Source organism: Pseudomonas sp. MD330_10, from assembly GCF_042610415.1.
Lineage (GTDB): Bacteria > Pseudomonadota > Gammaproteobacteria > Pseudomonadales > Pseudomonadaceae > Aquipseudomonas > Aquipseudomonas rhodesiae.
The window spans coordinates 34,669-55,788 of record NZ_JBHGZU010000021.1; the positions used below are offsets into that span (position 1 = coordinate 34,669).

Here is a 21,120-nt window from a genome sequence, read left to right on the forward strand (position 1 = left end):
ACTTCAAGGTTTGTAATGTCTGATCAGACTGAACAATTGACGGGTCCAGACCCAACGCGCGCTGGGCCTTTCGCGGTTGTCCGAAAGCGCATCAAGTAGGGTGCGCTCACGCGCTAAGCCTGAGACAAGGCCCGGCTCTGAGCGCTGCGGACCTGGAACGTCAGAAGGTTCGACTGGCTTGATCAACGAGCCGGTGGCCGGGTCTATCGTATACCCCGCTGCCTTGCCTTTTTCGGTGAGGGTCCAGACGCCGTTTACGTTATCAGCGAGCGCCTCGGAGGGCGGGCGCCTTATGGATTCGTCGGTGGTAACGACGATGTTGTCTTCGACCGGAGTCACTTTAAAGGTGGTGAACTCATCGCCGAGCCCAGGTTGCTTGCCACCTTCGTCCGAAAACCTATTCACCATTTTTTCCAGGAACGGCAGGCCGCCAATATTGGAAAGCGCCCCGTAATCTGGATTGAGGATATGTCGCAAATAGCCCTGATCAAGTCGGGTACTGGTGATGGCCGTGCCGTTCAGAATTCGTGAGGCCGTTGCCGCGTCTTCTTGCTTAAAGTTGAACGTTACGCGATACCCCTGTGCATCGTAGCCGTTATTGGAACTCAACTGCTGGCGCCCGTCGCTTGCACGACGATAGCTGCCGAGTGAATGAGCCAATTGATCCACATAGCCCAGACTGGCACCCTCCTCCTGTGCGTAAGCGAACATATCCGCGATCAGTGCACGATCATCGTGACGTAAAAATTCAAAAACGTTCTGGCCTGCATTTTCGTAGGTCGCAGGCGGCAGGGCGACCGGCGGCTCGTGGCTACCGAACAAGCGCGCAATCATCAAGTCACGGCCAGCTACTGACCTTGAGCTGGGTGCTGCGGGGGACACCGCAGACTGCATCTGCAACCAAGCTGCACGTCGCTCATTCATGGTGAAAGTGCCGCCGTCGTCGTGGGCGATCAAGCTCAGGTGGTCGCGGGCGAGGTCTTTGAACGGGTTGATGTCAGTACCGTTGACGAAGCCGGTGGCCTGCCGAGCACGCGCCAGGAGGTCCGGGTCATCGGTATCGGGGGTCTGTGCGTCGTGCCGCACTTTGTTGGCGAAGTAGTTGCCATCTGTAATTGGGTCGACCAGATTGGAGCCTTGCTGAACGATACGGTTTTCAGCGTGCGTTGCGGCTTCACTTAACTGGCGCGCAAGGGTCGAAACGGTCTCGGTAGCTGGGTGACTATTGGTTGAAACACGCACACTTGCACGCTCATGGGCAGGCATAGCCGCGTAGTCGTTAGCCGCACTGACGGAAGTGCTTGTCAAATGACGGTAAGAAGAGGACGCATCAGGATTGAGATTGACCATGAACATCGCTCCTTTCTTAAGGAAGCAGCCATAGTGCTGCATGAGTCCCGGCTCAATAACTTAAAGTTCGCCCTAACATTGCAAGATTTTTAAACCAAATAAAGGCATCAACCTCCTAAAAACACGAAGTCTCCATCTGTAAGACATTCAAGAAGGAAGCCGCCAGCAACTTCCTAGTCCTGCCTCTCTACTATAAAAACCGCCTGTTTTAAGCCATCTGGCGACCGTCACTTCAAACGCGGAATTTCAAAAAACCAGTGATCGACTTGCTGCCGTATCCCGAAGGTTTACCCATGTGCTGATCAAAAATAGCCCGCACCATGGCGCTGGAGTCATGATGCCGTGCATGATGCCTCGCTCACCTCAAGGACGATAAAAAGTGAAAATCAGCCTCGCCGCTTTGCTGCTGACTTGCCTTGCCGGACCTGTGCTTGCAGTTGATATCCCTATCGGATTTCAGACCACCACCCTCCCCGATGCGCAAAACAATCGCCCATTGCAACTGACCGTCTGGTATCCCGCCGCTACTACTGCGGCCCCCGAACCGATCGCCGACGATACGGTGTTCGTCGGCGCTCTCGCGGTGCCGAACGCGCCGGTGGTGGCTGGGGAGCATCCACTGGTGGTGCTCTCCCACGGTTACGGCGGCAATTGGCGCAATCAGGTGTGGTTGGCCAGTGCATTGGCACGGCGGGGTTATATCGTGGCGGCGGTCAATCATCCTGGCACTACCAGCAAAGACCGCAGCCCCGCCGCCGCTGCGCAGTTATGGCAAAGGCCCAGGGATTTGAGCCGGGCGATCGATGGGGTGCTGGCCGAGCCGGGCCGGTTCGGTGTGGTCGCCAAAGGCCAGATTGCCGCCATGGGCCATTCCCTGGGCGGCTGGACTGTCCTGGAAATGGCCGGCGCGCGGTTCGATCCCGACCGGTTTGCCCAAGACTGCACCGTTCACCCTAAGCTCGGCGGTTGCCTCGGTTACCGGCAAATGAACCCCGCCGGTACGCCAGAGGGTAAAGCGCGCTTGGCTGCGGATTTAAGCGACCAGCGCGTCACCGCCATTGTGTCCTTGGACCTGGGCCTGTCGCGCGGCTTCACCGATGCCAGCCTGGCGACATTGCCAGTGCCGGTGCTGGTGATTGCGGGAGGCGTGCCGTCCGAGGACATGGACCCGCAGTTGGAGTCCGCCAATATGGTCAAGCGCCTGCCAAAAGCCACGACTCAATATATGGAGATCGCCGACGCCACCCACTTCAGCTTTATGTCGATCTGCAAACCAGGCGCCGTGGCGTTGATTGAAGCGGATTCGCCGGGCGATGGGATGATCTGCCAGGACGGCAACGGGGCGAGGCCACGGTCAGTGGTCCAGCAGCAGGTGGTCGACCTGATCGATGCATTCCTGCAGCGTTCATTTCACAACTGATACTTGGGCCTGGGGGATGTTCCTCCTTATGAAACACCCGGACGATACAGCCAAAGCGCGATCTACGCCTGGATTGCGCCTAGGCCCCACGGTGCAGCTTGCTTAGCTGGTATGATCCGCGCGTTGACAGCCCCGGTAAAAACCCATGAATCGCCAGAAAAAACTCCAGCAACTGTTCAAGGCCAAGGCCAAGAAAGCCAGCGCCAAATTGGCGCCCAAATCCAAGGATCGCTACATCAGCAAGGCCGAGCGGGAAAGGCTGGCGGCTGAAGCTGCCGAGGCGCCCAGCCCGTCCCCCGAAGCCTGACTCAGCAGCCGCTCAACGCCACTTGCGGCCGCTCACCGGCAAAGAAAAACGGCCGCAGGCGCACACCCACGCTGTTGCCGATAAACGCTGCCACCAACCACATCCAGCCATGCAGACTGCCGGACGCGATGCCGCTGAAATACGCGCCGATGTTGCAGCCGTAGGCCAGGCGCGAGCCGTAGCCCAGCAGCAACCCGCCGATCACCGCCGCGATCAACGAACGGGCTGGGATCTTCAGGCTCGGTGCGAAACGTCCGGCCAGGCCGGCGGCCAGCAACGCACCGAGGACGATGCCGATGTCCATCACACTGGTGATGTCTTCCCACACCGGCGCGGCCAGGGCCTTGGCATTACCCGGCATCTGCCAGAATGCCCAGGCGCTGGCGTCCACGCCCACACCGCTCGCCACCTTGGCGCCCCACAGTGCGAACGCCGAAGTAATGCCCCACGGCCGCCCGGCCAACGCCAGGGTCGCGTAGTTCAGCAATGCCAGGCCAACGGCGCCCCACACCAGCGGCCACGGCCCGCGCAGAAAGCGGCGCACACCTGAATGCGGGCTTTTCACACCCTCTTCAAGCTGACCGTGGCGGCGTTTTTCCAGGCGCACCGTGACGGCTGCGATCAACGCAAACACCGCAAGGCTCAGGATCAAGGCCGGTACCACGCCGAAACTTTTGACGATGGACACCGCCGGGAACGCCGGCAACGCAAACCACCAATCCACGTGGTGAGTAGCGATCAGCGAGCCGCAGATAAAGAACAACAGGGTCACCAGCATGCGCGCATTACCGCCGCCCACGGTGAACAACGTGCCCGAGGCACATCCGCCGCCCAACTGCATGCCGATACCGAAGATGAACGCACCGAACACCACCGACACTCCAGCCGGCGCTACCAGCCCGACAACCGGCTGACCCAACAACGTGCCCGCCCCCAGCGCCGGGAAGAACAACAGCACCGCCAACGCCAGCATCACCATCTGCGCACGCAGGCCGGCGCCACGACGATCATTGATAAAAACCCGCCAGGCCGAGGTGAAACCGAAGGCGGCGTGGTACAGCGTCAGGCCCAGGGCCGCGCCGACCATCAGCAATAGCATCTGGCGCGAGCCGACAACGTTGTGCAGGAACAGCGCGCCCAGCACCAGCAGGGCAAAGGCCACCAGCGGCGCGACGGGTGCGCGCGCGGGGGTCAGGGGAATTGAGGCGTTCATGGGTCTCTCGCGGGTTGAAATAAATGAGGGGCAAGGGCGACAGTATAGATAAGCCCGAAGCCGTCTGGTGTCAGCCGCGGCCAATCGCACCCGACACCGGCAGATTCCCCAACAGTTTCAGCCCGGTGCTCTTCACAAAAGTGGGGTAATCCATCGGCCGCTGAATCCTTGTTTCAGCATTCGGCAGCACATAAGCCCACGCCCGTTGGGACGATGCGTCGTACACCAGCTTGAACAGCCGCGTCGGCACCCACACCCGGTTAGCACCGATGGTGCCGTGCCCCTCATCGAACAGCGGCCCAGTGAACACATACACATCGCCGCCGGCGCGAAGGGCGAACTTGCGCACGTCCGCCTCGACCTTGCTCCAGATCTTGCGGTTGTTGGTAGGGTCTTGCGGCACCATGTTCGACAACGCAAATGACTGGGCCATGGCCTTGGCATCGGGTGCGTCGGCGGCCGGGGATTGGTGGCCGCGGTCCATCGCCGGCTGCACGCCACGGTAGTCGCTCAACTCCGCGCGCGCGCCCTTAGGAATGCGCGGGTCCGCATAGAAATGGTTGGTTCGTTCTTCGCCTTTGGCGTCCTTGAGCTGGCGGGCGTTGAGGCGCTCGACCACCACCAGCGGTGTCTTGCTGGTTTGCGAATACAGCACCGCAAAATGGTCGGAGCACAGCGCCAGGGGTTTCAGGCTGGCGGGGACGGTCGCGGTTTTGATCGGTGTTGCGCCGGGGAATACATCGGCGCAGGTGTCGAACGACAACTGCCGTTCCTGGGTGGAATAAAGGTCTATCGCGCCACGGGCATGTGCCCCGGCCGAAAACAAAACAAAGGCCGATAGCCCAACTGCAATTTTGCGTAGGTACATGGATTGAATCTTCGACAGAGAGCGACGCGGCAGGCTCCGCGTACGGAGCCAAGTGAATGATATTTCGAGGATTATGGACTAACAGATGTCAGATTAGTGCCCGAGCGACGTAGGTTTTCCCGCACCCCGCGCGCCCGGCCTGAAGCCATGGGCGCTGGCCGCCCAGGCAATGGCAAACGCCACGCCGACCAACAGCAGCATCGCCCACGCAAATGCGGCCACGCCCCATGTGTCCAGCAGCACGCCACCCACTACGCCGCTGCCCGCAATCGCGCTATTCCATGCCACCACGTTCAGCGACAACGCCACATCCGCGCCATCACCCGCCGCGTCCGCCAGGGCGGTTTGCAACAAGGTCGCAGCGCCGCCGAAACTCAGGCCCCATACCGCCACGCCGAGGTAGATCACTTGTGGCACGTTCCCCAGTAAGCCCAATAGCACGCTCACCGCCGCAAACGCCGCCAAGCTCACCAGCACAGTGTTGCGTAACAACGGTTCGACCAGTCTGGCCGTGCCCCAAATCCCCGCCAACGCAGCGATGCCGAAGACCAGCAACACCAGATCCACCCGCTCGGCCAAGCCCGCCGGTGCCACGAATGGGGCAATATAGGTGTAGAGGATGTTATGGGCCAGCATCCAACTGATCACCACCGCCAGCACCGGGCGCACGCCGGGCGTGGTCAGCACCTTGCGCAATGACAGGCGCTGATGCGCGGGCTGTGGCGCAAAGTCCGGGACCTTCACCAGCACCCAGCCGATCAGCACCAGGCTCACGCCCGACATCAGGCCGAAAGTGGTGCGCCAACCCAGCAGGCCACCGAGCCAAGTGCCCAGCGGCACACCCAACGACAGCGCAATCGGCGTACCGACCATGGCCAACGCCAGCGCCCTACCCTGTTGCTGCGGCGCGACCATCCGGCGGGCATAACCGGCGAGCAAGCTCCAGGCCAACCCTGCCGCCACCCCGGCGAAGAAACGCGCCACCAGCGTGACCCCATAGTGGGAGGACAACGCGGTGATGGAGTTGAACAGCAGGAAACCGGCGATGGTCAGCAGCAATACGTTGCGTCGGCGCCAGCCACGAGTGGCGATGGTCATGGGGATCACCGCCAGTACTGAACCCAGCGCATACGCGGTGACCATCTGCCCGGCCATTGACGGCGAAATCGCCAGGCCGTCACTGATCAACGGCAACAGGCCGGCGGGCAGGGTTTCGGTGACGATGCAGATGAAGCCGGTCATCGCCAGGGCGAGCAAGGCGCCGACGGGCAAGCGGTCGGACGAAGCCGATAACGTCAGTGAGGGGGGCACGGGAAACTCCTGGGCAAATTGATTTAAATACTGATCGATACAAATGTAGCAGGCGGGCGCAGCGCGTTGTCAACGACTTATGTATCGACTAGTATCTATTTCGCTTTCCGAAGGAGACCTCACATGGCACAGATGGGCCGCCCGCGTAATTTTGATCGCGAACAGGCTGTGGAACAGGCGTTGCATCTGTTCTGGCAGCACGGCTATGACGCCACGTCCCTTGCCCAGCTCAAAGCGGGTTTGGGCGGTGGCATTTCCGCGCCGAGTTTTTACGCCGCTTTCGGCTCCAAAGAAGCGCTGTTCGAGGAGTGCGTGCAGCGCTACCTGTCCACCTACGCCCAAGTCACCGAATGTTTGTGGGACGAAACCCTACCGCCGCGCCAAGCCATCGAAACCGCGCTGCGCCAATCGGTGCGTATGCAATGCGAAGACGGTCACCCCAAGGGCTGCATGGTTGCACTTGGCGTGATGAGTGCGCCCAGTCCGGAAAACGCGCGGGTAGCGAATGCGCTGACCCAATCGCGACTGCGCACGCGGGCGGGGATTGTGGCGTGTGTGGAGCGGGCCGTGCGTGAAGGTCAGTTGCCTGAAACAACCGAAGCTGCGGTGATGGCTACCGTGTTTGACAGCTTTTTGCAGGGAGTATCGATCCTGGCGCGGGATAACGTGCCCCATGCAATCCTTGATGCCGCGATCAGCCAACTGTTGGTGACGTGGGACGCTGCGGCTTCTTCCGTGCCGGCCGCTGAGCCTGAAGTCGGTGGCGCAAAATAAAGGCGCTCCGAAGAGCGCCTTTATTCATTGCTGTATTACTGCTCGCTGATCGACTTCACTTCAGCCTTGTTCGCGCCGCCAATCGCAATGCGTTTAGGCTTGGCTTCCTCCGGCACCACTCTGAGCAGATCGATGCTCAGCAGGCCATTGGAGAGCTGCGCGCCCTGCACTTCAATGTGGTCGACCAGGCGGAACGACAAGCGGAACGCGCGCTGGGCGATACCTTGATGCAGGTAGGTGATGTTTTCGTCGTGTTCGCGTTTGCCGCCGGCGACGGTCAACACGCCTTTTTCCACCTGGATATCCAGGTCGTCTTCCACCAGGCCGGCAGCGGCGATCACGATGCGGTAGTGATCATCACCGTGCTTCTCGACGTTATGGGGTGGGTACGTGGTACCGGCCTCGCTGCGAAGCGCCGATTCGAAAAGGTCGTTGAAACGGTCAAAGCCAACGGAGTGGCGGAACAGTGGGGCCAACGAGAGAGTAGTAGCCATTGCAAAATCTCCTGAGTTTTCTCCAAGTGATTTGATACGCGACCCGTATTCGGCATCGCGTAAAACCTAAGTAGGTTCAGGGGAAAAAATTTCAAGCGACGACCCAAAAAAAATTTTCCTGCCGACAAACGGCTGTTTGGCCCCTCGGAATGAGATATCAGAACAGGTCTATTCCGCAGTCTCGGCCACGCCCTGATCCTCCCCCAGAAACCCGCCGCTCTGGTGATGCCATAACCGCGCATAGGTGCCGTTCTTCTCTAGCAACTCGGCGTGGCTACCTTGCTCGATGATGCGACCGTTATCCATGACGATCAGTCGATCCATGGCGGCGATTGTGGACAGTCGATGGGCGATGGCAATGACGGTCTTGCCCTTCATCATTTCATCCAGGCTTTCCTGGATGGCGACTTCGACTTCCGAATCCAGCGCACTGGTGGCCTCGTCAAGCAGCAGGATCGGAGCGTTCTTGAGCATCACGCGGGCGATGGCGACCCGTTGGCGCTGGCCGCCGGATAACTTGATGCCCCGCTCACCCACCAACGTGTCGTAACCGCAGTGGCCTTGTTTATCGCTCAGTTGGCTGATGAAGCCGTCAGCCTGGGCACTCGCGGCGGCACTGCGGATTTGCTCATCGGTTGCATCGGGGCGCCCGTAAGCGATGTTGTCGCGAATCGAGCGGTGCAGCAGGGATGTGTCTTGGGTAACCATGCCGATGGCGCTGCGCAGACTGTCCTGGGTGACGTGGGCGATATTCTGCCCATCGATGCAGATCTGCCCTTTGTCCACGTCATAGAAGCGCAACAACAGATTGATAAGCGTGGATTTACCGGCACCGGAGCGCCCCACCAGGCCGATTTTTTCGCCTGGGCGGATGCTCAAGCTCAGGCCATCGAGAACCTGGCGTTCGCCATTGTAATTGAAGCTCACGTTGTCGAACGTCACGGCGCCGCCGTGGGTGAGCAGCGTGGCGGCATCCGGCGCGTCCTGCACCTTGGGCCCGCAGGTCAAGGTTTGCATACCGTCCTGCACGGTGCCGATGTTCTCGAACAGCGAGGTCATCTGCCACATGATCCAATGCGACATACCATTGACGCGCAACGCCATGGCGGTGATGGCCGCCACCGCGCCGGTGCCCACTGCCCCTTGGTGCCACAGCCACAAGGCATAACCGCCCGCGCCCATGATCAACGCGACCACTAGTGCCTGATTGACGATCTCGAACTGGCTGACCAGGCGCATCTGGCGAAAACCGGTCTGCTTGAAGTCCTCCATCGCCGCGCGCGCGAAATGCGCTTCACGCTTGGAATGGGAGAACAGCTTGACCGTGGTGATATTGGTGTAGGCGTCCGAAATACGCCCGGTCATGGACGAGCGCGCATTCGCCTGCTCCTGCCCGACTTTGCCCAGGCGCGGCACGAAGTACCCCATGGCCAGGCCGAACAACGCCAACCAGGCAATGAAAGGCAGCATCAGCTTCGGGTCGAAGCCGCCGGCCAGTGTGATAAGCGCGATGAAGTACACACCGATTCCGGGGGCCATCTCGATCAGGGTGAACAGCACCTCGCGCACCGACAGCGCCGTCTGCATGACCTTGGTGGTGACACGGCCGGAGAACTCGTCGGAGAAGAACGACAGGCTTTGTCGCAGCATCAGCCGATGGAAATCCCAACGCAGCCGCAACGGCAGGTTGATCGCCAATACCTGGTGCTGCACCAGCGTGCGCAGCGCTACCAGCGCAATGCTGGTCACCAGCACGATACCGATCCCCCACAGCACCCGGCTTTCCTGCCCGCCTGCATCGCCGCCGGCTTGCCAGGTCGACAGCAGGTCCACCACCTGTCCGAGAAAAGCAAACAACCAGGCTTCGTAGATCGACACACTGGCACTGAGCAGCGCGAGCGCAACGATATAACCCCGGGCACCACGGGTGCAGGCCCACAAAAATCGCGCCAGGCCCTCGGGGGGTGGAGGCGCCTCGTCGGGCGGGAAAGGGTCGAGGCGTTGTTCGAATGCACGAAGCATAGGGTTCTCCAGAACGATCTAGTGCGGGGATTCTGGCATTTAAAGGTTGGCTTGAGGGCGTATCGGGATAGAACCCTGCTCTGCAAGCAGGGTCTGCTCTTGAATCAGATCTCAGGAATACGTCGAATGTCAGCGCAAAACAGTCTTGTCATGCTCGCTCGAGGAGGCTACGCCGCTCGGGGAGTGCTGTATCTGATCATCGGTATCTTCGCGCTGCTGGCAGCACAGGACTCGACAAAACCGAAGGATAGCCACAAAAGTCTGGAAGCATTGCTCAGCCAACCATTCGGCTATTTTTTAATTGGGGTTGTGGTGGCGGGCCTGCTCTCATTTGCCTCTTGGCGCATGCTGCAGGCTACCCGTGATGTCGATCATCATGGCAAAGAACTCAAGGGTTTGGTGATTCGAACCGGCCTGTTTGCCGGAGGCGTCGTTAATGGCGCGCTGGCGTTTTTTGCATTGGGCCTGCTTATAAGCGGCATTAAAAGCTCGGGTAATTCCGGGGGGCAGGCCAAAGACTGGCTGTCCCATCTATTGTCCTGGGAACATTCGAACATGTTGGTTTACCTGATCGCCCTCATTCCGCTTGGGGTCGGTATTGCTCACATCATCAAGGGATGGAAGGCATCGTTCGAAAAATATTTTGAGGCCGATGAAGATGTCATGCGCTACGTGCGCCCCGTATCGCGATTCGGATTGATCGCCCGCGGCGTGGTGTTTTTAGAGATTGCAGTGTTATTGGCCATCAGCGGTTCCACTTATCAAGCCATTGACCCACCCGGCATGAAGGAGGCGCTGGACGCCCTCCAGAACCTACCCGCTGGGTGGTTGCTTTTGATGGTAATGGCCTTGGGGCTGATCGCTTTCTCGGCTTACAGTTTTTCTGAAGCCTTCTGGCGCAAGATCAATATGGATGTGCCGGGGGTGGCGAGAACGTAGCAGGCCACGGCCGTTTGTGGCGGTTTTAGAGACGCGCTTATGCTGTGCGCTCGAATCACCCGGAAAAATCCAAGGCAAAAAAAAGCCTGCATCGCTGCAGGCTTTTCCCTATCTGGCTCCACGACCTGGACTCGAACCAGGGACCCAATGATTAACAGTCATTTGCTCTACCAACTGAGCTATCGCGGAATGCGCCGTATGTTACTGATTGAAAAGGAGAAGTCAAGCATTGCCTGGCAAACGTGAGGATTAATTCCCCGGCTCGCCCGTCAGCGGCTGTTCTGCAGCCAGGTCCAGCCAGGCGCGGGCGGCCGGTGGTAAGTGGGCGTTGGCGCGCCAGGCCAGGGCGATGTGCCAATCGGTATGGGGCTCGTCCAACGCGACCAAGGCAATGCCGGCGTGTTGATGCTTGTGCGCCAACATTCGTGGCAGGAAGGCGACGCCCAGGCCAGCCGCGACCAGGTCGACAATAAAATCGATCTGCCCGCTGCGTGCCGTCACGCGGGGGGTTACGCCTTTGCGCTCGCAGGCCGCGAGGATCTTGGCGTTCAGGGCGAAACCGGCTTCGAACAGGATGAAGGGCGAGTCTGCCAGGTCGGTGAAGTCGATACACTCACGCCCTGCCAGGGGATGGTTCATGGGCAGCACGGCGATCAGCGGCTCATTGCGCACCGGTTGATAGTCGAAGCCCTCGTCAATCGGTAACAACAGTGCCGCCAGGTCGACCTCCCCTTCTTCCAGGCATTCGCGCAGGCGCTTGCTGCCGTATTCGGTCAGCTCAATGTCAATGTCCGGGTAGCGGCTGCGGTAGGTGGCGAACATGGTCGCAAACAGCACGCCGCAGCCTACCGGTGGCAAGCCGATGCGCAACATGCCGCGCTTGAGGCCGCGCAGGTCGTTGATTTCGCCGAGCAGGTCGCTGTGTTCGGCCAACAACACCTGGGCGCGACGGTAGGCAATTTCGCCGGCGGCGGTCAGTTGGTTACGATGCCCAAGGCGGTTGAGCAGCGGCATGCCCAGTTCCTCTTCGAGGGTTTTGACCGCCTTGCTCACGGTGGACTGTGTCAGAGACACCACCTCGGCTGCCTGAGAAAAACCGCCCTGGCGCACCACCTCGACAAAGGCGCGCAGTGTTCGCAGATTCATCGGTATTCCTTTGGCGACTGGAAGCCAGTGATAAAAGTTGTTTTTATCATGCCAGAAGTTCGCTTATGGTGGAGCCACCTTGCCCTGTGGATTGACCGTTGATGATCATTTCGTCCGCCTCCGACTACCGCGCCGCCGCCCAACGCAAACTGCCGCGTTTTCTGTTCGACTATATCGACGGCGGTGCCTACGCCGAGCACACGCTGCGGGCCAACAGCGCGGACCTGGCCGACATCAGCCTGCGCCAGCGCATCCTGCGCAATGTGGATAACCTCAGCCTCAACACCACCGTGCTCGGCCAGAAGCTGGCGATGCCGGTGATTCTCAGCCCGGTAGGGTTGACCGGCATGTACGCGCGCCGTGGCGAAGTACAGGCAGCCAAGGCCGCCGCCAACAAGGGCATTGCGTTCTGCCTGTCGACGGTGTCGGTGTGCTCCATTGAGGAAGTGGCATCGCAAAGTCCGCAGGCCATCTGGTTCCAACTTTATGTACTCAAGGACCGCGGTTTCATGCGCAACGCGCTGGAACGCGCGCAGGCAGCCGGGGTGACGACGTTGGTGTTCACCGTGGATATGCCCACGCCGGGGGCGCGCTATCGCGATGCTCACTCGGGCATGTCCGGGCCGTACGCGGCCTCGCGGCGCATGCTGCAGGCTGTGACCAAGCCGCAGTGGGCCTTCGACGTGGGCCTGATGGGTCGCCCCCATGACCTGGGCAATATTTCCAAGTACCTGGGCAAACCCACTCATCTGGAAGACTACATTGGTTGGCTGGCCAACAATTTTGACCCGTCGATCAGTTGGAGCGACCTGGAGTGGATCCGCGAATTCTGGAAAGGTCCGATGATCATCAAAGGCATCCTTGACCCCCAGGACGCCAAGGACGCCGTGAGCTTCGGCGCCGATGGCATCGTGGTGTCCAACCATGGCGGCCGCCAATTGGATGGCGTGCTGTCCACCGCCAAAGCGTTGCCGGCGATTGCCGAGGCCGTGGGCGATGACCTGACGGTGCTGGTGGACTCCGGCATCCGCTCCGGCCTCGACGTAGTGCGCATGCTCGCCCTGGGCGCCAAAGCGTGCCTGCTGGGGCGCGCGCCCTCCTACGCGTTGGCCGCCGACGGCCAGCACGGGGTCGAAAACCTGCTGGATATTTTCGCTAAGGAAATGCGCGTAGCCATGACCCTGACCGGTGTGACTTCAATCGAGCAGATTAACGCCGACACCTTGGTACAAGCAGCCAAATAACCGGCGCGGGCCCTCCACACCTGGGGCTGGCCTGCTACAGCGACCATTGATTCGTAAGGTTTTTTATTAAATTAAACGAAGTGGCATGAATCTCGCTCTAACCTGTTCCAAGCAGGTCCAGCGATGACAAGACGTGCGGCGGTGCCCAGGGGTTAAAACCCTCTGTAAAGCGGTTTAGACTGTTTCAATGTTTTACGAAACTGACGGAACAGTAAGACCCCGGCACTCGCCACACGCATCGGGCCTGTAAGACTCTTAGAGGCCGAACGGTTATGAAAACACCTACCCAGACCAACGCAATTGATTTCGACACAGCCAAATTGCAACGTCTGGGCTTCGGCCAGCCGCTCCCGCCACCCCGCCGCCCCACTACCGTTGCTCAACTGCGCCAGCAACTGGGCCTGCAATTGCAGACCAGTCTGGAACCGGAGCGCATCCTCAGTGTGTTCTTCCGTGAGATCCAACGCCTGGTGCCCCTGGATGCCCTGCATTATCGTCACGACGCCGCAGACCTGCGCCTGGAGTTCGGCCAGCGCGGCCATCACTCGGTGAGCTACAGCCTGAGCCACGAGGGCGAGCATCTGGGAGAACTGATCTTTCGCCGTAACCAACGCCTGAGCGAAGAAGAACTCGGCCAGCTCGAATCGCTGCTGGCCACCCTGCTCTATCCCATGCGCAATGCCCTGCTCTACCGCGCGGCCACTCGCAGCGCCCTGCGTGACCCGCTGACCCAGACCGGCAACCGCATCGCCATGGATCAGACGCTGCAACGGGAAATCGACATGGCTCGCCGGCACCTGAACCCACTGTCCTTGCTGATGCTGGACATCGATCACTTCAAGCACATCAACGATACCCACGGCCACGCCGCCGGCGATGACGTATTGCGCGAGGTGGCGGCTGTCATCAAGGCGCAGCTGCGTAACGTGGACATGGTGTTCCGGTTCGGCGGGGAAGAGTTTCTGATCCTGCTGTCCAACACCAGCCGGGAGGCGGCGGCGGTGGTCGGGGAACGCCTGCGCAAAGCGACCCAGGCCCAGGACTATTGGGCCGATGGTAAACGGATTGAATTGACGGTGAGCTTGGGCTGCTCGACATTGCTGGCCGCCGAGTCGGCCGAAAGCCTGCTGCGCCGGGCCGATAATGCGTTGTACGTGGCCAAGCGCGAAGGCCGCAACCGCTTGGCAATGGCGGGGTAAGCACCCCGCCACCGCGTTACATCAGGCTTCGCTGGCGACACGCTCCTGGCGCTCGCGCACGGCGGCGCTGGCGAGGCTGACAGGCTTGTCTTTCTCAAGACGCATGCAGCTTTCCAAGAACAGGTACATGTAGTCGTAGCTTTTGCACACGGCCTGGCGCAGTTCCACCTGCAAGGCCTTGCTCGGGTTCATCCCGGCCAGGGTGCAGATGATTTCCAGGGCTTCCCACGGGTGCGCGTCGTCGTACTGGGCGTGCATCTTCAGCCACTTCATTGCCCGTTTGCGCTCCTCCTCAGGAAAGGCCGCGGCGTAGACACCCGTGGAGCAGACCACGGCTGACCATTCCCCAGTCGCCCCTTCGATTGCGTAGTTGGTGGCGGCAATTGCCACGATCAACGAATCGGCCGAGCTGGTATGCCAGCACCAATGGCTCAGTGCATGCAACTCCGGCGGCACATGCTGGGCCTGCAACTCTTCCAGGCTCACCCCATGGGCGTGCGCCCAATTGACCCAGTAGTCGGCATGGTTGAGTTCCACGCGAATATTGCGCATCAGCCAGCGCCGCGCCATATCCTCCCCAGGATGGCGGGCAAACTTAGTCTTGGTGAGGTTCTGTGCCATGTACAGGGCAAACTGTTCTACCACGGGCCAGCCACCGATCAAGTAGTGACGCATGGTCCGCGCGCTGAGCGTGTTGTCGCGCATGCGCTGGTACAGTTCGTGTTCGACAACCCGGCGCTTGCTCTCGCTACAGTCCTGGATCAATTGCTGTGCCCAGGCTGGGTAACTTGAGGCTTCCATCAGCGGGCCGGTTCTGTTGAATGTGTCGATCACTATAAGGCTCCTTTTTAAGTGTGATGTTTACAGACCGGCAAATGTTTCAGCGGAATGTGCCGGGCGCCTTGAATAACAGGGGCTGCGGCCGCACAGGTCGACATTGCAAGCTATCAAAGGTAAACAACTGCGGTCGTTCGATCAGGTAACCCTGAGCGTAATCCACTCCTATTTCGAGCAGTGCCTGTTCGATTTGGGGTGTTTCGACAAACTCGGCAATTGTGCGCTTACCCATGACGTGGCCGATGTGGTTGATCACTTCGACCATGGCGCGGTTAATCGGGTCGTCCAGCATATCCTTTACGAAACTTCCATCGATCTTCAGGAAGTCTACAGGTAAATGTTTCAGATACGCGAATGAGGACATTCCGGCACAAAAATCATCAAGTGAGAAATGGCAACCTAAGGCTTTGAGTTCATTAATAAAACGAATTGCACTGGCCAAATTGGCAATCGCACTAGTCTCGGTAATTTCAAAACAAATCATTTCTGGCGGGATGCGATAGGAGGCGAACTTATCTCGTAAAAATCCTAAAAAATCGTCATCGCCGATGGTAATACCTGACAGATTAATCGCACACATGGCCATGGGCCGGCCCGGACGCTCGTGCAGGCAGCGGGCAATGATCGCGAACACATTCTCCACCACCCACCGATCCAGAGAAGTGATCAGGCCATAGCGCTCGGCCGCCGGAATAAAACTCTCGGGCAGGATGATGCGACCGGATTCGTCATGCAGGCGCAGCAGAATCTCGATATGCCCGCTGCCGCCCTCGGTGTGGTTCAAGGCAGCGATTTCTTGGGAATACAGGCAGAAGCGGTTTTCTTCCAGGGCCATGTGCAGGCGCTGCACCCAGGCCATTTCGCCGAAGCGCACGGACAACTCGGAGTCGTCGGCGTGATACACCTGCACGCGGTTGCGCCCCTTCTCTTTGGCCATGTAGCACGCCATGTCGGCAGCGCGCAGCGACGCTTCCAGGGTGGTCGGGGTATGGGAGATATGCACCAGACCGATGCTCACGGTGGTCACGAATGGCCGGCCTTTCCATACAAAATGCAGGCTTTGCACAGTGTGGCGCAGGCTCTCGGCGATCTTTTCCGCAGCCGCCGGTGGACAGTTCTCCAGCAAGATGCCGAACTCATCGCCGCCCAGGCGCGCCAGGGTATCGCCCTCGCGCAGGTCCGATTGCAGCAGCGCGCAGATATGCCGCAACAGTTCATCGCCCGCCGCATGCCCGCAGGTGTCGTTGACCAGTTTGAACTGGTCCAGGTCGAGGAACATCAAGGCGTGGCGCCCAACCTGCTGATGCGCCAACGGGTACAATACCTGCTCCAGACGGAATTCGAATTCACGCCGGTTAGCCAGGCCGGTCAGGGCGTCATGGGTCGCCTGCCACGACAGGTTGGCGATGTACTGCCGCTCCTGCGTCATGTCGTGCAGAACCAGCACCGCACCACTGACCCGATCGCCACTGCGAATCGGCGTGCCTACCAAGGTGACTGACACCGTGCTGCCGTCCAGGCGCTGGATGGTCTTGGCATGCTCGCTACCGCCCCTGAGCTGGCCCTTTACGATTTGCTCGATCAGGGTGAAGCCGTCAGGCTGGGCATCGTCGTCCAGCAGGTTGAACAGCGCCGCCAGGGGCAAGCCCTGGGCCTGGCTCGACTTCCAATGGGTGAGTGCCTCGGCCGCCGGGTTCATGTAGGTAATGGCACCGTCGACGTTGGTGGTGATCACCCCGTCGCCAATCGACGCCAGAGTGATCTGCGCCCGTTCCTTTTCCACCTGCAGCGCTGTAGCGAACGCATGGCGCTGGCTCAATAACTTGTGGGTGCGCAACAACGCCAGCACGATCAAGCCCAGGGCAGTGGTCAGGTTGGTGATCAACAGCAGGCGCAGGATCACCCGCGAGCCTTCGCCCAAGGCATCGCTGAAGGCTTTGGCGGCGGGGGTCACGCCGTCGTTGATGGCGGTGATACGGGCCTTCCATTGGCGCACATCGTTGGCGTTGACCTGGTCGGCGCTGATCGCGGCGTGCATCTCCTGGGCCAGGTTATCCAGCTGCACCAGGTAGCCATCGCCCACCGTCCACAACTCGATGGCTTTTTCCAGGTAGCTGAAATGCCGGAAGTTCAGGTACAGCCAGATCACGCTCGACACATCGTCCGGGTGGTTGCCGCCCTTGAGTATTCCCAGGCGTGCGGCATCGAGGTCAGGGGTTGGGCGGTCCAGGGCAACGCGCAGTTCGTGCCCGCCCTGAGGTACGGCGATGGCGTGCTGGTATTTGAGGTAGGTGGCTTCGTCGCGGTTATCGGCGTACAGCGTGAGGTAATAGATGGCGTCTTTCTGGCCCTTGGACCACAGACTCTCGCCGCCCACGTAACCACGCACAGCCGACAGCACATACAGGCTGCCACAGCCCAGCAATGCCTGAAACAGCACGACTGCGATAAAGGGCCACACAATGCCCAGCAGCCGAGGCGTTCCGAAAGTCCGCTTTCGCTTCATGAAGTCCCTTGCATATGCACTGCTCAATACGCACGCTAAAACCCGCTTCCCTGCCACAGCCTAAGCTAAATCAACGTACTTGTTGCAAGTGTCCATAAAGCTTGGCGTAAAGGCCGCCATCGGCGATCAGCTGCTGGTGGTCGCCATCTTCGGCAATGTGCCCGCCATCAAACACTAATACCCGGTCCGCCTGTTTTACCGCCGACAGACGGTGGGCGATGATCAGTGTAGTACGGCCACTGAGAAACCGCGCCAGCGCCTGATGCAAGTTATATTCGGTGGCGGCGTCCAGAGCCGAGGTGGCTTCATCGAGGATCACCACTTTGGGCTCGGCCAGCACCATCCGCGCAATCGCCAGGCGTTGGCGCTGGCCGCCGGAGAAACGCACCCCGGAACGCCCCACCACACTGTCCAACCCCTGAGGCAGGGCCCTGACGGTGGCGTCCAGCTGGGCGATTTCCAGCGCCTGCCAGCAAGCCTGGTCACTGCGTTCGCGGCCCATGGTCAGGTTGGCGCGCACCGTGTCGTTGAACAGCGCCGGGTGCTGCAACACCACCGCGACGTGCTCGCGGATGGTCTCCAAGCCAATCGCCTGCTGGGTCGCGCCGCCAAAACGGATGGAGCCGGCCTGGGGCGTATAAAGCCCCAGCAGCAGTTGCACCAACGTACTTTTGCCGCCGCCGCTGGCGCCGACGATGGCGACTTTCTCACCCGGCGCGATGCTCAGGTTCAACTGATCGAGCACCAACTCTTCGCCGTAACCGAAATCCAGCCCGCGCACTTCGATGCCGACGGTGTCGTGCCCGCTGAACGGGTCTTCGCCGCCGACATACTGCGGTTCATCGGCACGCGCCAAAAGTTCATTGATGCGCGTCAGCGCACCGCCCGCTGCGTAATAGGCGTATTGCAGGTTCAGCAATTGCTCCACCGGGCCGATCATGAACCACAGGTAGCTGAACACCGCGAGCATCTGGCCGATGGACAGGTCGGAAAACAGCACGGTCAGCATCGCCGCCGCACGGAAGATGTCGATGCCGAACTGGAACAGCAACCCGCTGGCGCGGCTGGAGGCGTCGGTTTTCCATTGCGAGTGGATGGCGTAGTCGCGCACTTCCTGGGCGCGCTGGCCGAGCCGCCCTAGAAAGAAGCCCTGGCGGTTGCCGGCGCGTACCTCCTGGATGGCGTCGAGGGTTTCGGTCAGGGCCTGGGTGAAACGCGAGGTGCTGTCGTTTTCGAGTTTCTTCAGGTGTTTGACGCGCTTGCCCAATTGCACCGTGGCGTAGATCACCAGCGGGTTGAACAGCAGGATCAGCAGCGCCAGTTGCCAGTGCATCCACACCAGGATCGCCGAGGTGCCGACCAGCGTCAGCATCGCCACCAGGAAACGGCTCAGGGTTTCGCCAACGAATTTGTCCAGCGTGTCCAGGTCGGTGACCAGGTGCGTGGTCACCGTGCCGCTGCCCAGGCTTTCGTATTCGCCCAGGGAGATGCGTTTGAGCCGTTCGATCAGGCGCACGCGAATGCGGTACACGATGTCCTTGGCCAACCGTGCGAACAGCCGCGCCTGCACCACGTTGAACAGCAGCGCGCCGCAGCGCAGCAGCAAGGTCACCAGCAGCATCAGGCCTATGTAGCCGGCGGCTTTCTGCCAACCCAGGGGCAGCGCGTGGTTCATCACCTTGAGCGCAGCATCGCCACGGCCCAGCAGGACTTCGTCCACCAGTAACGGCAACAGCAAAGGGATGGGCACGCTGCACAGGGTCGCCAGCACGGCGACGCCATTGGCGATCCACAGGGATTTCTTGTGACGCAGGGCCAGGCGGCGAATTTCCGCCCAGGTCAGTCGGTCGGTGCGCTTGGGCTGCTCGGGCGTGGCGGGCTGGTCATGCACAGGCGCCTCGCTTCAGCCATCGGGCCAGCAAGGGCGACAACTCGGACAGCGGCTGATAACCATTGGTCAGCAGCGCTAACTGGCCGTCGCGCTCGGCCAGCAGCGTCGGGAAACCGGCGATGCCCAAATCCTGCACCCAGGTAAAATCGGCGGCCGTGGCGGCGTGTTGCTCGGCGCGATCGAACTCGCCGGCAAACTCGATACGCGGGATGCCGGCCTGTTCGGCCAGCTCCACCAACACCTTGGCCAGGGTCACGTCGCGGCCTTCGACATAGAACGCCTGCTGGATCAGCCCCAACAGCTTCCATGCGCAATCCGGCGCCAGGCTACGCGCGGTGACGATGGCGCGGCACGCAGGCTCCGTGTCATAGACAAAGCCATCGGGCAGCGCCCCTTCGCGCTTGAACGGCTGGCCGGTGGCGTCGGTGACGGCTTGCCAGTGTTCGAGAATATAGCGCCGCGTGGTCGGTTCCAGCGCCGCGCCGCTGCCGGTGCGCAGGCCGCCCACCACCAGATGTACGTCGACGCCGGCCACTTGGGCCTGCTCTACCAGGGCCTGCGCCACCGGGGCAAAGCCCCAGCACCAGGAACACATCGGGTCCATTACGTAGAGCAGGCGCGCGGACATGGCTCAGGCCTCGGAAGGGGTTTGCTTGTAGTTGTAGCCAATCGGGTGCGGCATGTTGCGGGCCTTGGCCAGCTCAATCTGCTTTTGCCGGTCGATCGCGCTGCGACGGGTTTTCTCCGGCAGCTTATCCCAGCAGTGCGGGCAACTGATGCCGGCCACATAGTGTTCGGATGCGCGGTCGGAGACACTGACCGGTGTACGACAGGCATGACATTGATCGTAGTCGCCTTCGCTCAAGTCGTGGCGCACGGTCACGCGGTTATCGAACACAAAGCAGTCGCCCTGCCACTTGGTTTCTTCCTGCGGCACCTCTTCGAGGTACTTCAGGATGCCGCCCTTGAGGTGGTACACCTCATCGAAGCCTTCGCTGAGCATGTAGCTCGAGGCTTTCTCGCACCGAATGCCGCCGGTGCAGAACATCGCGACCTTCTTGTGCTTGGCCGGGTCGAAGTGGGCTTTGATGTAGTCAGGAAATTCGCGAAAACTGGTGGTTTTCGGGTCGATCGCGCCTTCAAAGGTGCCGATGGACACTTCGTAGTCATTGCGGGTGTCGATCAACAACACTTCCGGATCGCTGATCAGCGCGTTCCAGTCCTTGGGATCGACATAAGTGCCGACCTGCTTGTTGGGGTCGACGCCTTCGACGCCCAGGGTCACGATCTCTTTCTTGAGCTTGACCTTGGTGCGGTAGAACGGCTGCTCGTCGCAGTACGACTCTTTGTGGTCGAGGTCGACCATGCGCGGGTCGGTCTTCAACCAGGCGATCAGGCCATCGATGCCTTCGCGGCTGCCGGAAACGGTGCCGTTGATGCCTTCTTCGGCGATCAGCAGGGTGCCTTTGATGCCGTTGTCGACCATCGCCTGCAACAGGGGCTCGCGCAAGGCAACGTAATCTTCGAGGGTGACGAACTTATACAGTGCCGCCACGACAATCGGTTGAGTCATGGGTGTTCTCTCCAGGTGGCTACCCT

General features: G+C 60.5%; 18 protein-coding genes and 1 tRNA gene. 6 read left to right on the plus strand and 13 right to left on the minus strand.

Going from position 1 to position 21,120, the window contains the following annotated elements:
* Nucleotides 1-3: 3 nt before the first annotated feature.
* Nucleotides 4-1,350 (minus strand): hypothetical protein, encoded by a 1,347-nt coding sequence (locus tag ACFZPT_RS23500; RefSeq protein WP_143506422.1) that lies wholly within the window; start codon nt 1,348-1,350, stop codon nt 4-6.
* A 379-nt stretch (nt 1,351-1,729) separates the two neighbouring features.
* Here ACFZPT_RS23500 and ACFZPT_RS23505 point away from each other — a divergent pair, with 379 nt between their 5' ends.
* Together ACFZPT_RS23505 and ACFZPT_RS23510 are read left to right on the plus strand one after the other, a co-directional pair.
* Nucleotides 1,730-2,770 carry an alpha/beta fold hydrolase gene (locus ACFZPT_RS23505; RefSeq protein WP_034114606.1) on the plus strand — a complete coding sequence of 347 codons (1,041 nt, stop codon included), beginning with the start codon at nt 1,730-1,732 and terminating at the stop codon, nt 2,768-2,770.
* Between the two features lie 145 nt (nt 2,771-2,915).
* Nucleotides 2,916-3,077 carry a DUF2986 domain-containing protein gene (locus ACFZPT_RS23510; protein WP_080758769.1) on the plus strand — a complete coding sequence of 54 codons (162 nt, stop codon included), beginning with the start codon at nt 2,916-2,918 and terminating at the stop codon, nt 3,075-3,077.
* 1 nt (nt 3,078) lies between these two features.
* On the opposite strand, the gene ACFZPT_RS23515 is transcribed toward ACFZPT_RS23510, so the two are convergent.
* The 3 genes from ACFZPT_RS23515 to ACFZPT_RS23525 form a co-directional block, all read right to left on the minus strand.
* Nucleotides 3,079-4,290: a YeeE/YedE family protein gene (locus tag ACFZPT_RS23515; RefSeq protein ID WP_034114607.1), complete on the minus strand. Its 1,212-nt coding sequence runs from the start codon at nt 4,288-4,290 to the stop codon at nt 3,079-3,081.
* 70 nt (nt 4,291-4,360) lie between these two features.
* The gene (locus ACFZPT_RS23520) at nt 4,361-5,158 is read right to left on the minus strand and encodes a DNA/RNA non-specific endonuclease (protein ID WP_034114608.1); all 798 of its coding nucleotides are present in this window, start codon (nt 5,156-5,158) and stop codon (nt 4,361-4,363) included.
* Between the two features lie 93 nt (nt 5,159-5,251).
* Entirely contained in the window at nt 5,252-6,469 is a 1,218-nt protein-coding gene (locus ACFZPT_RS23525; RefSeq protein ID WP_034114610.1) for an MFS transporter, read from the minus strand.
* Nucleotides 6,470-6,592: 123 nt separating this feature from the next.
* Here ACFZPT_RS23525 and ACFZPT_RS23530 point away from each other — a divergent pair, with 123 nt between their 5' ends.
* Nucleotides 6,593-7,243, plus strand: a complete 651-nt coding sequence (locus tag ACFZPT_RS23530; RefSeq protein ID WP_034114612.1) for a TetR/AcrR family transcriptional regulator — start codon at nt 6,593-6,595, stop codon at nt 7,241-7,243.
* Between the two features lie 35 nt (nt 7,244-7,278).
* Here ACFZPT_RS23530 and ACFZPT_RS23535 read toward each other — a convergent pair whose 3' ends face one another.
* Nucleotides 7,279-7,737: an Hsp20 family protein gene (locus ACFZPT_RS23535; protein WP_034099277.1), complete on the minus strand. Its 459-nt coding sequence runs from the start codon at nt 7,735-7,737 to the stop codon at nt 7,279-7,281.
* A gap of 168 nt (nt 7,738-7,905) precedes the next feature.
* Nucleotides 7,906-9,759 (minus strand): ABC transporter ATP-binding protein, encoded by a 1,854-nt coding sequence (locus tag ACFZPT_RS23540; protein WP_379555790.1) that lies wholly within the window; start codon nt 9,757-9,759, stop codon nt 7,906-7,908.
* Between the two features lie 126 nt (nt 9,760-9,885).
* Here ACFZPT_RS23540 and ACFZPT_RS23545 point away from each other — a divergent pair, with 126 nt between their 5' ends.
* Nucleotides 9,886-10,698, plus strand: a complete 813-nt coding sequence (locus ACFZPT_RS23545) for a DUF1206 domain-containing protein (protein ID WP_034099279.1) — start codon at nt 9,886-9,888, stop codon at nt 10,696-10,698.
* A gap of 113 nt (nt 10,699-10,811) precedes the next feature.
* On the opposite strand, the gene ACFZPT_RS23550 is transcribed toward ACFZPT_RS23545, so the two are convergent.
* Nucleotides 10,812-10,887 (minus strand) — tRNA-Asn (locus ACFZPT_RS23550).
* 60 nt (nt 10,888-10,947) lie between these two features.
* The gene (locus ACFZPT_RS23555) at nt 10,948-11,844 is read right to left on the minus strand and encodes a LysR family transcriptional regulator (protein WP_034114616.1); all 897 of its coding nucleotides are present in this window, start codon (nt 11,842-11,844) and stop codon (nt 10,948-10,950) included.
* A 101-nt stretch (nt 11,845-11,945) separates the two neighbouring features.
* Between ACFZPT_RS23555 and lldD the strand changes: the two genes are divergently transcribed.
* Both lldD and ACFZPT_RS23565 read left to right on the plus strand, forming a co-directional pair.
* Nucleotides 11,946-13,088 carry an FMN-dependent L-lactate dehydrogenase LldD gene (gene lldD, locus ACFZPT_RS23560; RefSeq protein WP_034099282.1) on the plus strand — a complete coding sequence of 381 codons (1,143 nt, stop codon included), beginning with the start codon at nt 11,946-11,948 and terminating at the stop codon, nt 13,086-13,088.
* A 272-nt stretch (nt 13,089-13,360) separates the two neighbouring features.
* On the plus strand, nt 13,361-14,287 hold the full coding sequence (locus tag ACFZPT_RS23565) for a GGDEF domain-containing protein (RefSeq protein WP_034114620.1): 927 nt from the start codon (nt 13,361-13,363) through the stop codon (nt 14,285-14,287).
* A gap of 21 nt (nt 14,288-14,308) precedes the next feature.
* Here the strand turns inward: ACFZPT_RS23565 and ACFZPT_RS23570 are convergent, their stop codons facing one another.
* The 5 genes from ACFZPT_RS23570 to ACFZPT_RS23590 form a co-directional block, all read right to left on the minus strand.
* A complete protein-coding gene (locus ACFZPT_RS23570) occupies nt 14,309-15,088 on the minus strand; it encodes a TenA family transcriptional regulator (RefSeq protein ID WP_371918469.1) in 780 nt (259 codons plus the stop codon).
* 79 nt (nt 15,089-15,167) lie between these two features.
* Entirely contained in the window at nt 15,168-17,630 is a 2,463-nt protein-coding gene (locus ACFZPT_RS23575; RefSeq protein ID WP_034114623.1) for an EAL domain-containing protein, read from the minus strand.
* A 70-nt stretch (nt 17,631-17,700) separates the two neighbouring features.
* A complete protein-coding gene (locus ACFZPT_RS23580; protein ID WP_034099290.1) occupies nt 17,701-19,521 on the minus strand; it encodes an ABC transporter ATP-binding protein in 1,821 nt (606 codons plus the stop codon).
* On the minus strand, nt 19,514-20,149 hold the full coding sequence (locus ACFZPT_RS23585) for a DsbA family protein (RefSeq protein WP_034099292.1): 636 nt from the start codon (nt 20,147-20,149) through the stop codon (nt 19,514-19,516). The genes ACFZPT_RS23580 and ACFZPT_RS23585 overlap by 8 nt, the downstream gene beginning before the upstream one ends.
* Nucleotides 20,150-20,152: 3 nt before the next feature.
* Complete coding sequence (locus ACFZPT_RS23590; RefSeq protein ID WP_034099294.1) at nt 20,153-21,094, minus strand: rhodanese-related sulfurtransferase; 942 nt, start codon at nt 21,092-21,094, stop codon at nt 20,153-20,155.
* Between the last annotated feature and the right edge of the window lie 26 nt (nt 21,095-21,120).

Excerpts from the sequence above, each read along its gene's own strand:
- ACFZPT_RS23585 (WP_034099292.1), bottom strand. The coding sequence starts at position 20,149 with ATGTCCGCGCGCCTGCTCTACGTAATGGACCCGATGTGTTCCTGGTGC.
- ACFZPT_RS23545 (WP_034099279.1), top strand. The coding sequence starts at position 9,886 with ATGTCAGCGCAAAACAGTCTTGTCATGCTCGCTCGAGGAGGCTACGCC.
- ACFZPT_RS23530 (WP_034114612.1), top strand. The coding sequence starts at position 6,593 with ATGGCACAGATGGGCCGCCCGCGTAATTTTGATCGCGAACAGGCTGTG.
- ACFZPT_RS23500 (WP_143506422.1), bottom strand. The coding sequence starts at position 1,350 with ATGGTCAATCTCAATCCTGATGCGTCCTCTTCTTACCGTCATTTGACA.
- ACFZPT_RS23540 (WP_379555790.1), bottom strand. The coding sequence starts at position 9,759 with ATGCTTCGTGCATTCGAACAACGCCTCGACCCTTTCCCGCCCGACGAG.
- ACFZPT_RS23535 (WP_034099277.1), bottom strand. The coding sequence starts at position 7,737 with ATGGCTACTACTCTCTCGTTGGCCCCACTGTTCCGCCACTCCGTTGGC.
- ACFZPT_RS23570 (WP_371918469.1), bottom strand. The coding sequence starts at position 15,088 with ATGGAAGCCTCAAGTTACCCAGCCTGGGCACAGCAATTGATCCAGGAC.
- lldD (WP_034099282.1), top strand. The coding sequence starts at position 11,946 with ATGATCATTTCGTCCGCCTCCGACTACCGCGCCGCCGCCCAACGCAAA.
- ACFZPT_RS23555 (WP_034114616.1), bottom strand. The coding sequence starts at position 11,844 with ATGAATCTGCGAACACTGCGCGCCTTTGTCGAGGTGGTGCGCCAGGGC.
- ACFZPT_RS23590 (WP_034099294.1), bottom strand. The coding sequence starts at position 21,094 with ATGACTCAACCGATTGTCGTGGCGGCACTGTATAAGTTCGTCACCCTC.
- ACFZPT_RS23510 (WP_080758769.1), top strand. The coding sequence starts at position 2,916 with ATGAATCGCCAGAAAAAACTCCAGCAACTGTTCAAGGCCAAGGCCAAG.
- ACFZPT_RS23515 (WP_034114607.1), bottom strand. The coding sequence starts at position 4,290 with ATGAACGCCTCAATTCCCCTGACCCCCGCGCGCGCACCCGTCGCGCCG.
- ACFZPT_RS23575 (WP_034114623.1), bottom strand. The coding sequence starts at position 17,630 with ATGAAGCGAAAGCGGACTTTCGGAACGCCTCGGCTGCTGGGCATTGTG.
- ACFZPT_RS23520 (WP_034114608.1), bottom strand. The coding sequence starts at position 5,158 with ATGTACCTACGCAAAATTGCAGTTGGGCTATCGGCCTTTGTTTTGTTT.
- ACFZPT_RS23565 (WP_034114620.1), top strand. The coding sequence starts at position 13,361 with ATGAAAACACCTACCCAGACCAACGCAATTGATTTCGACACAGCCAAA.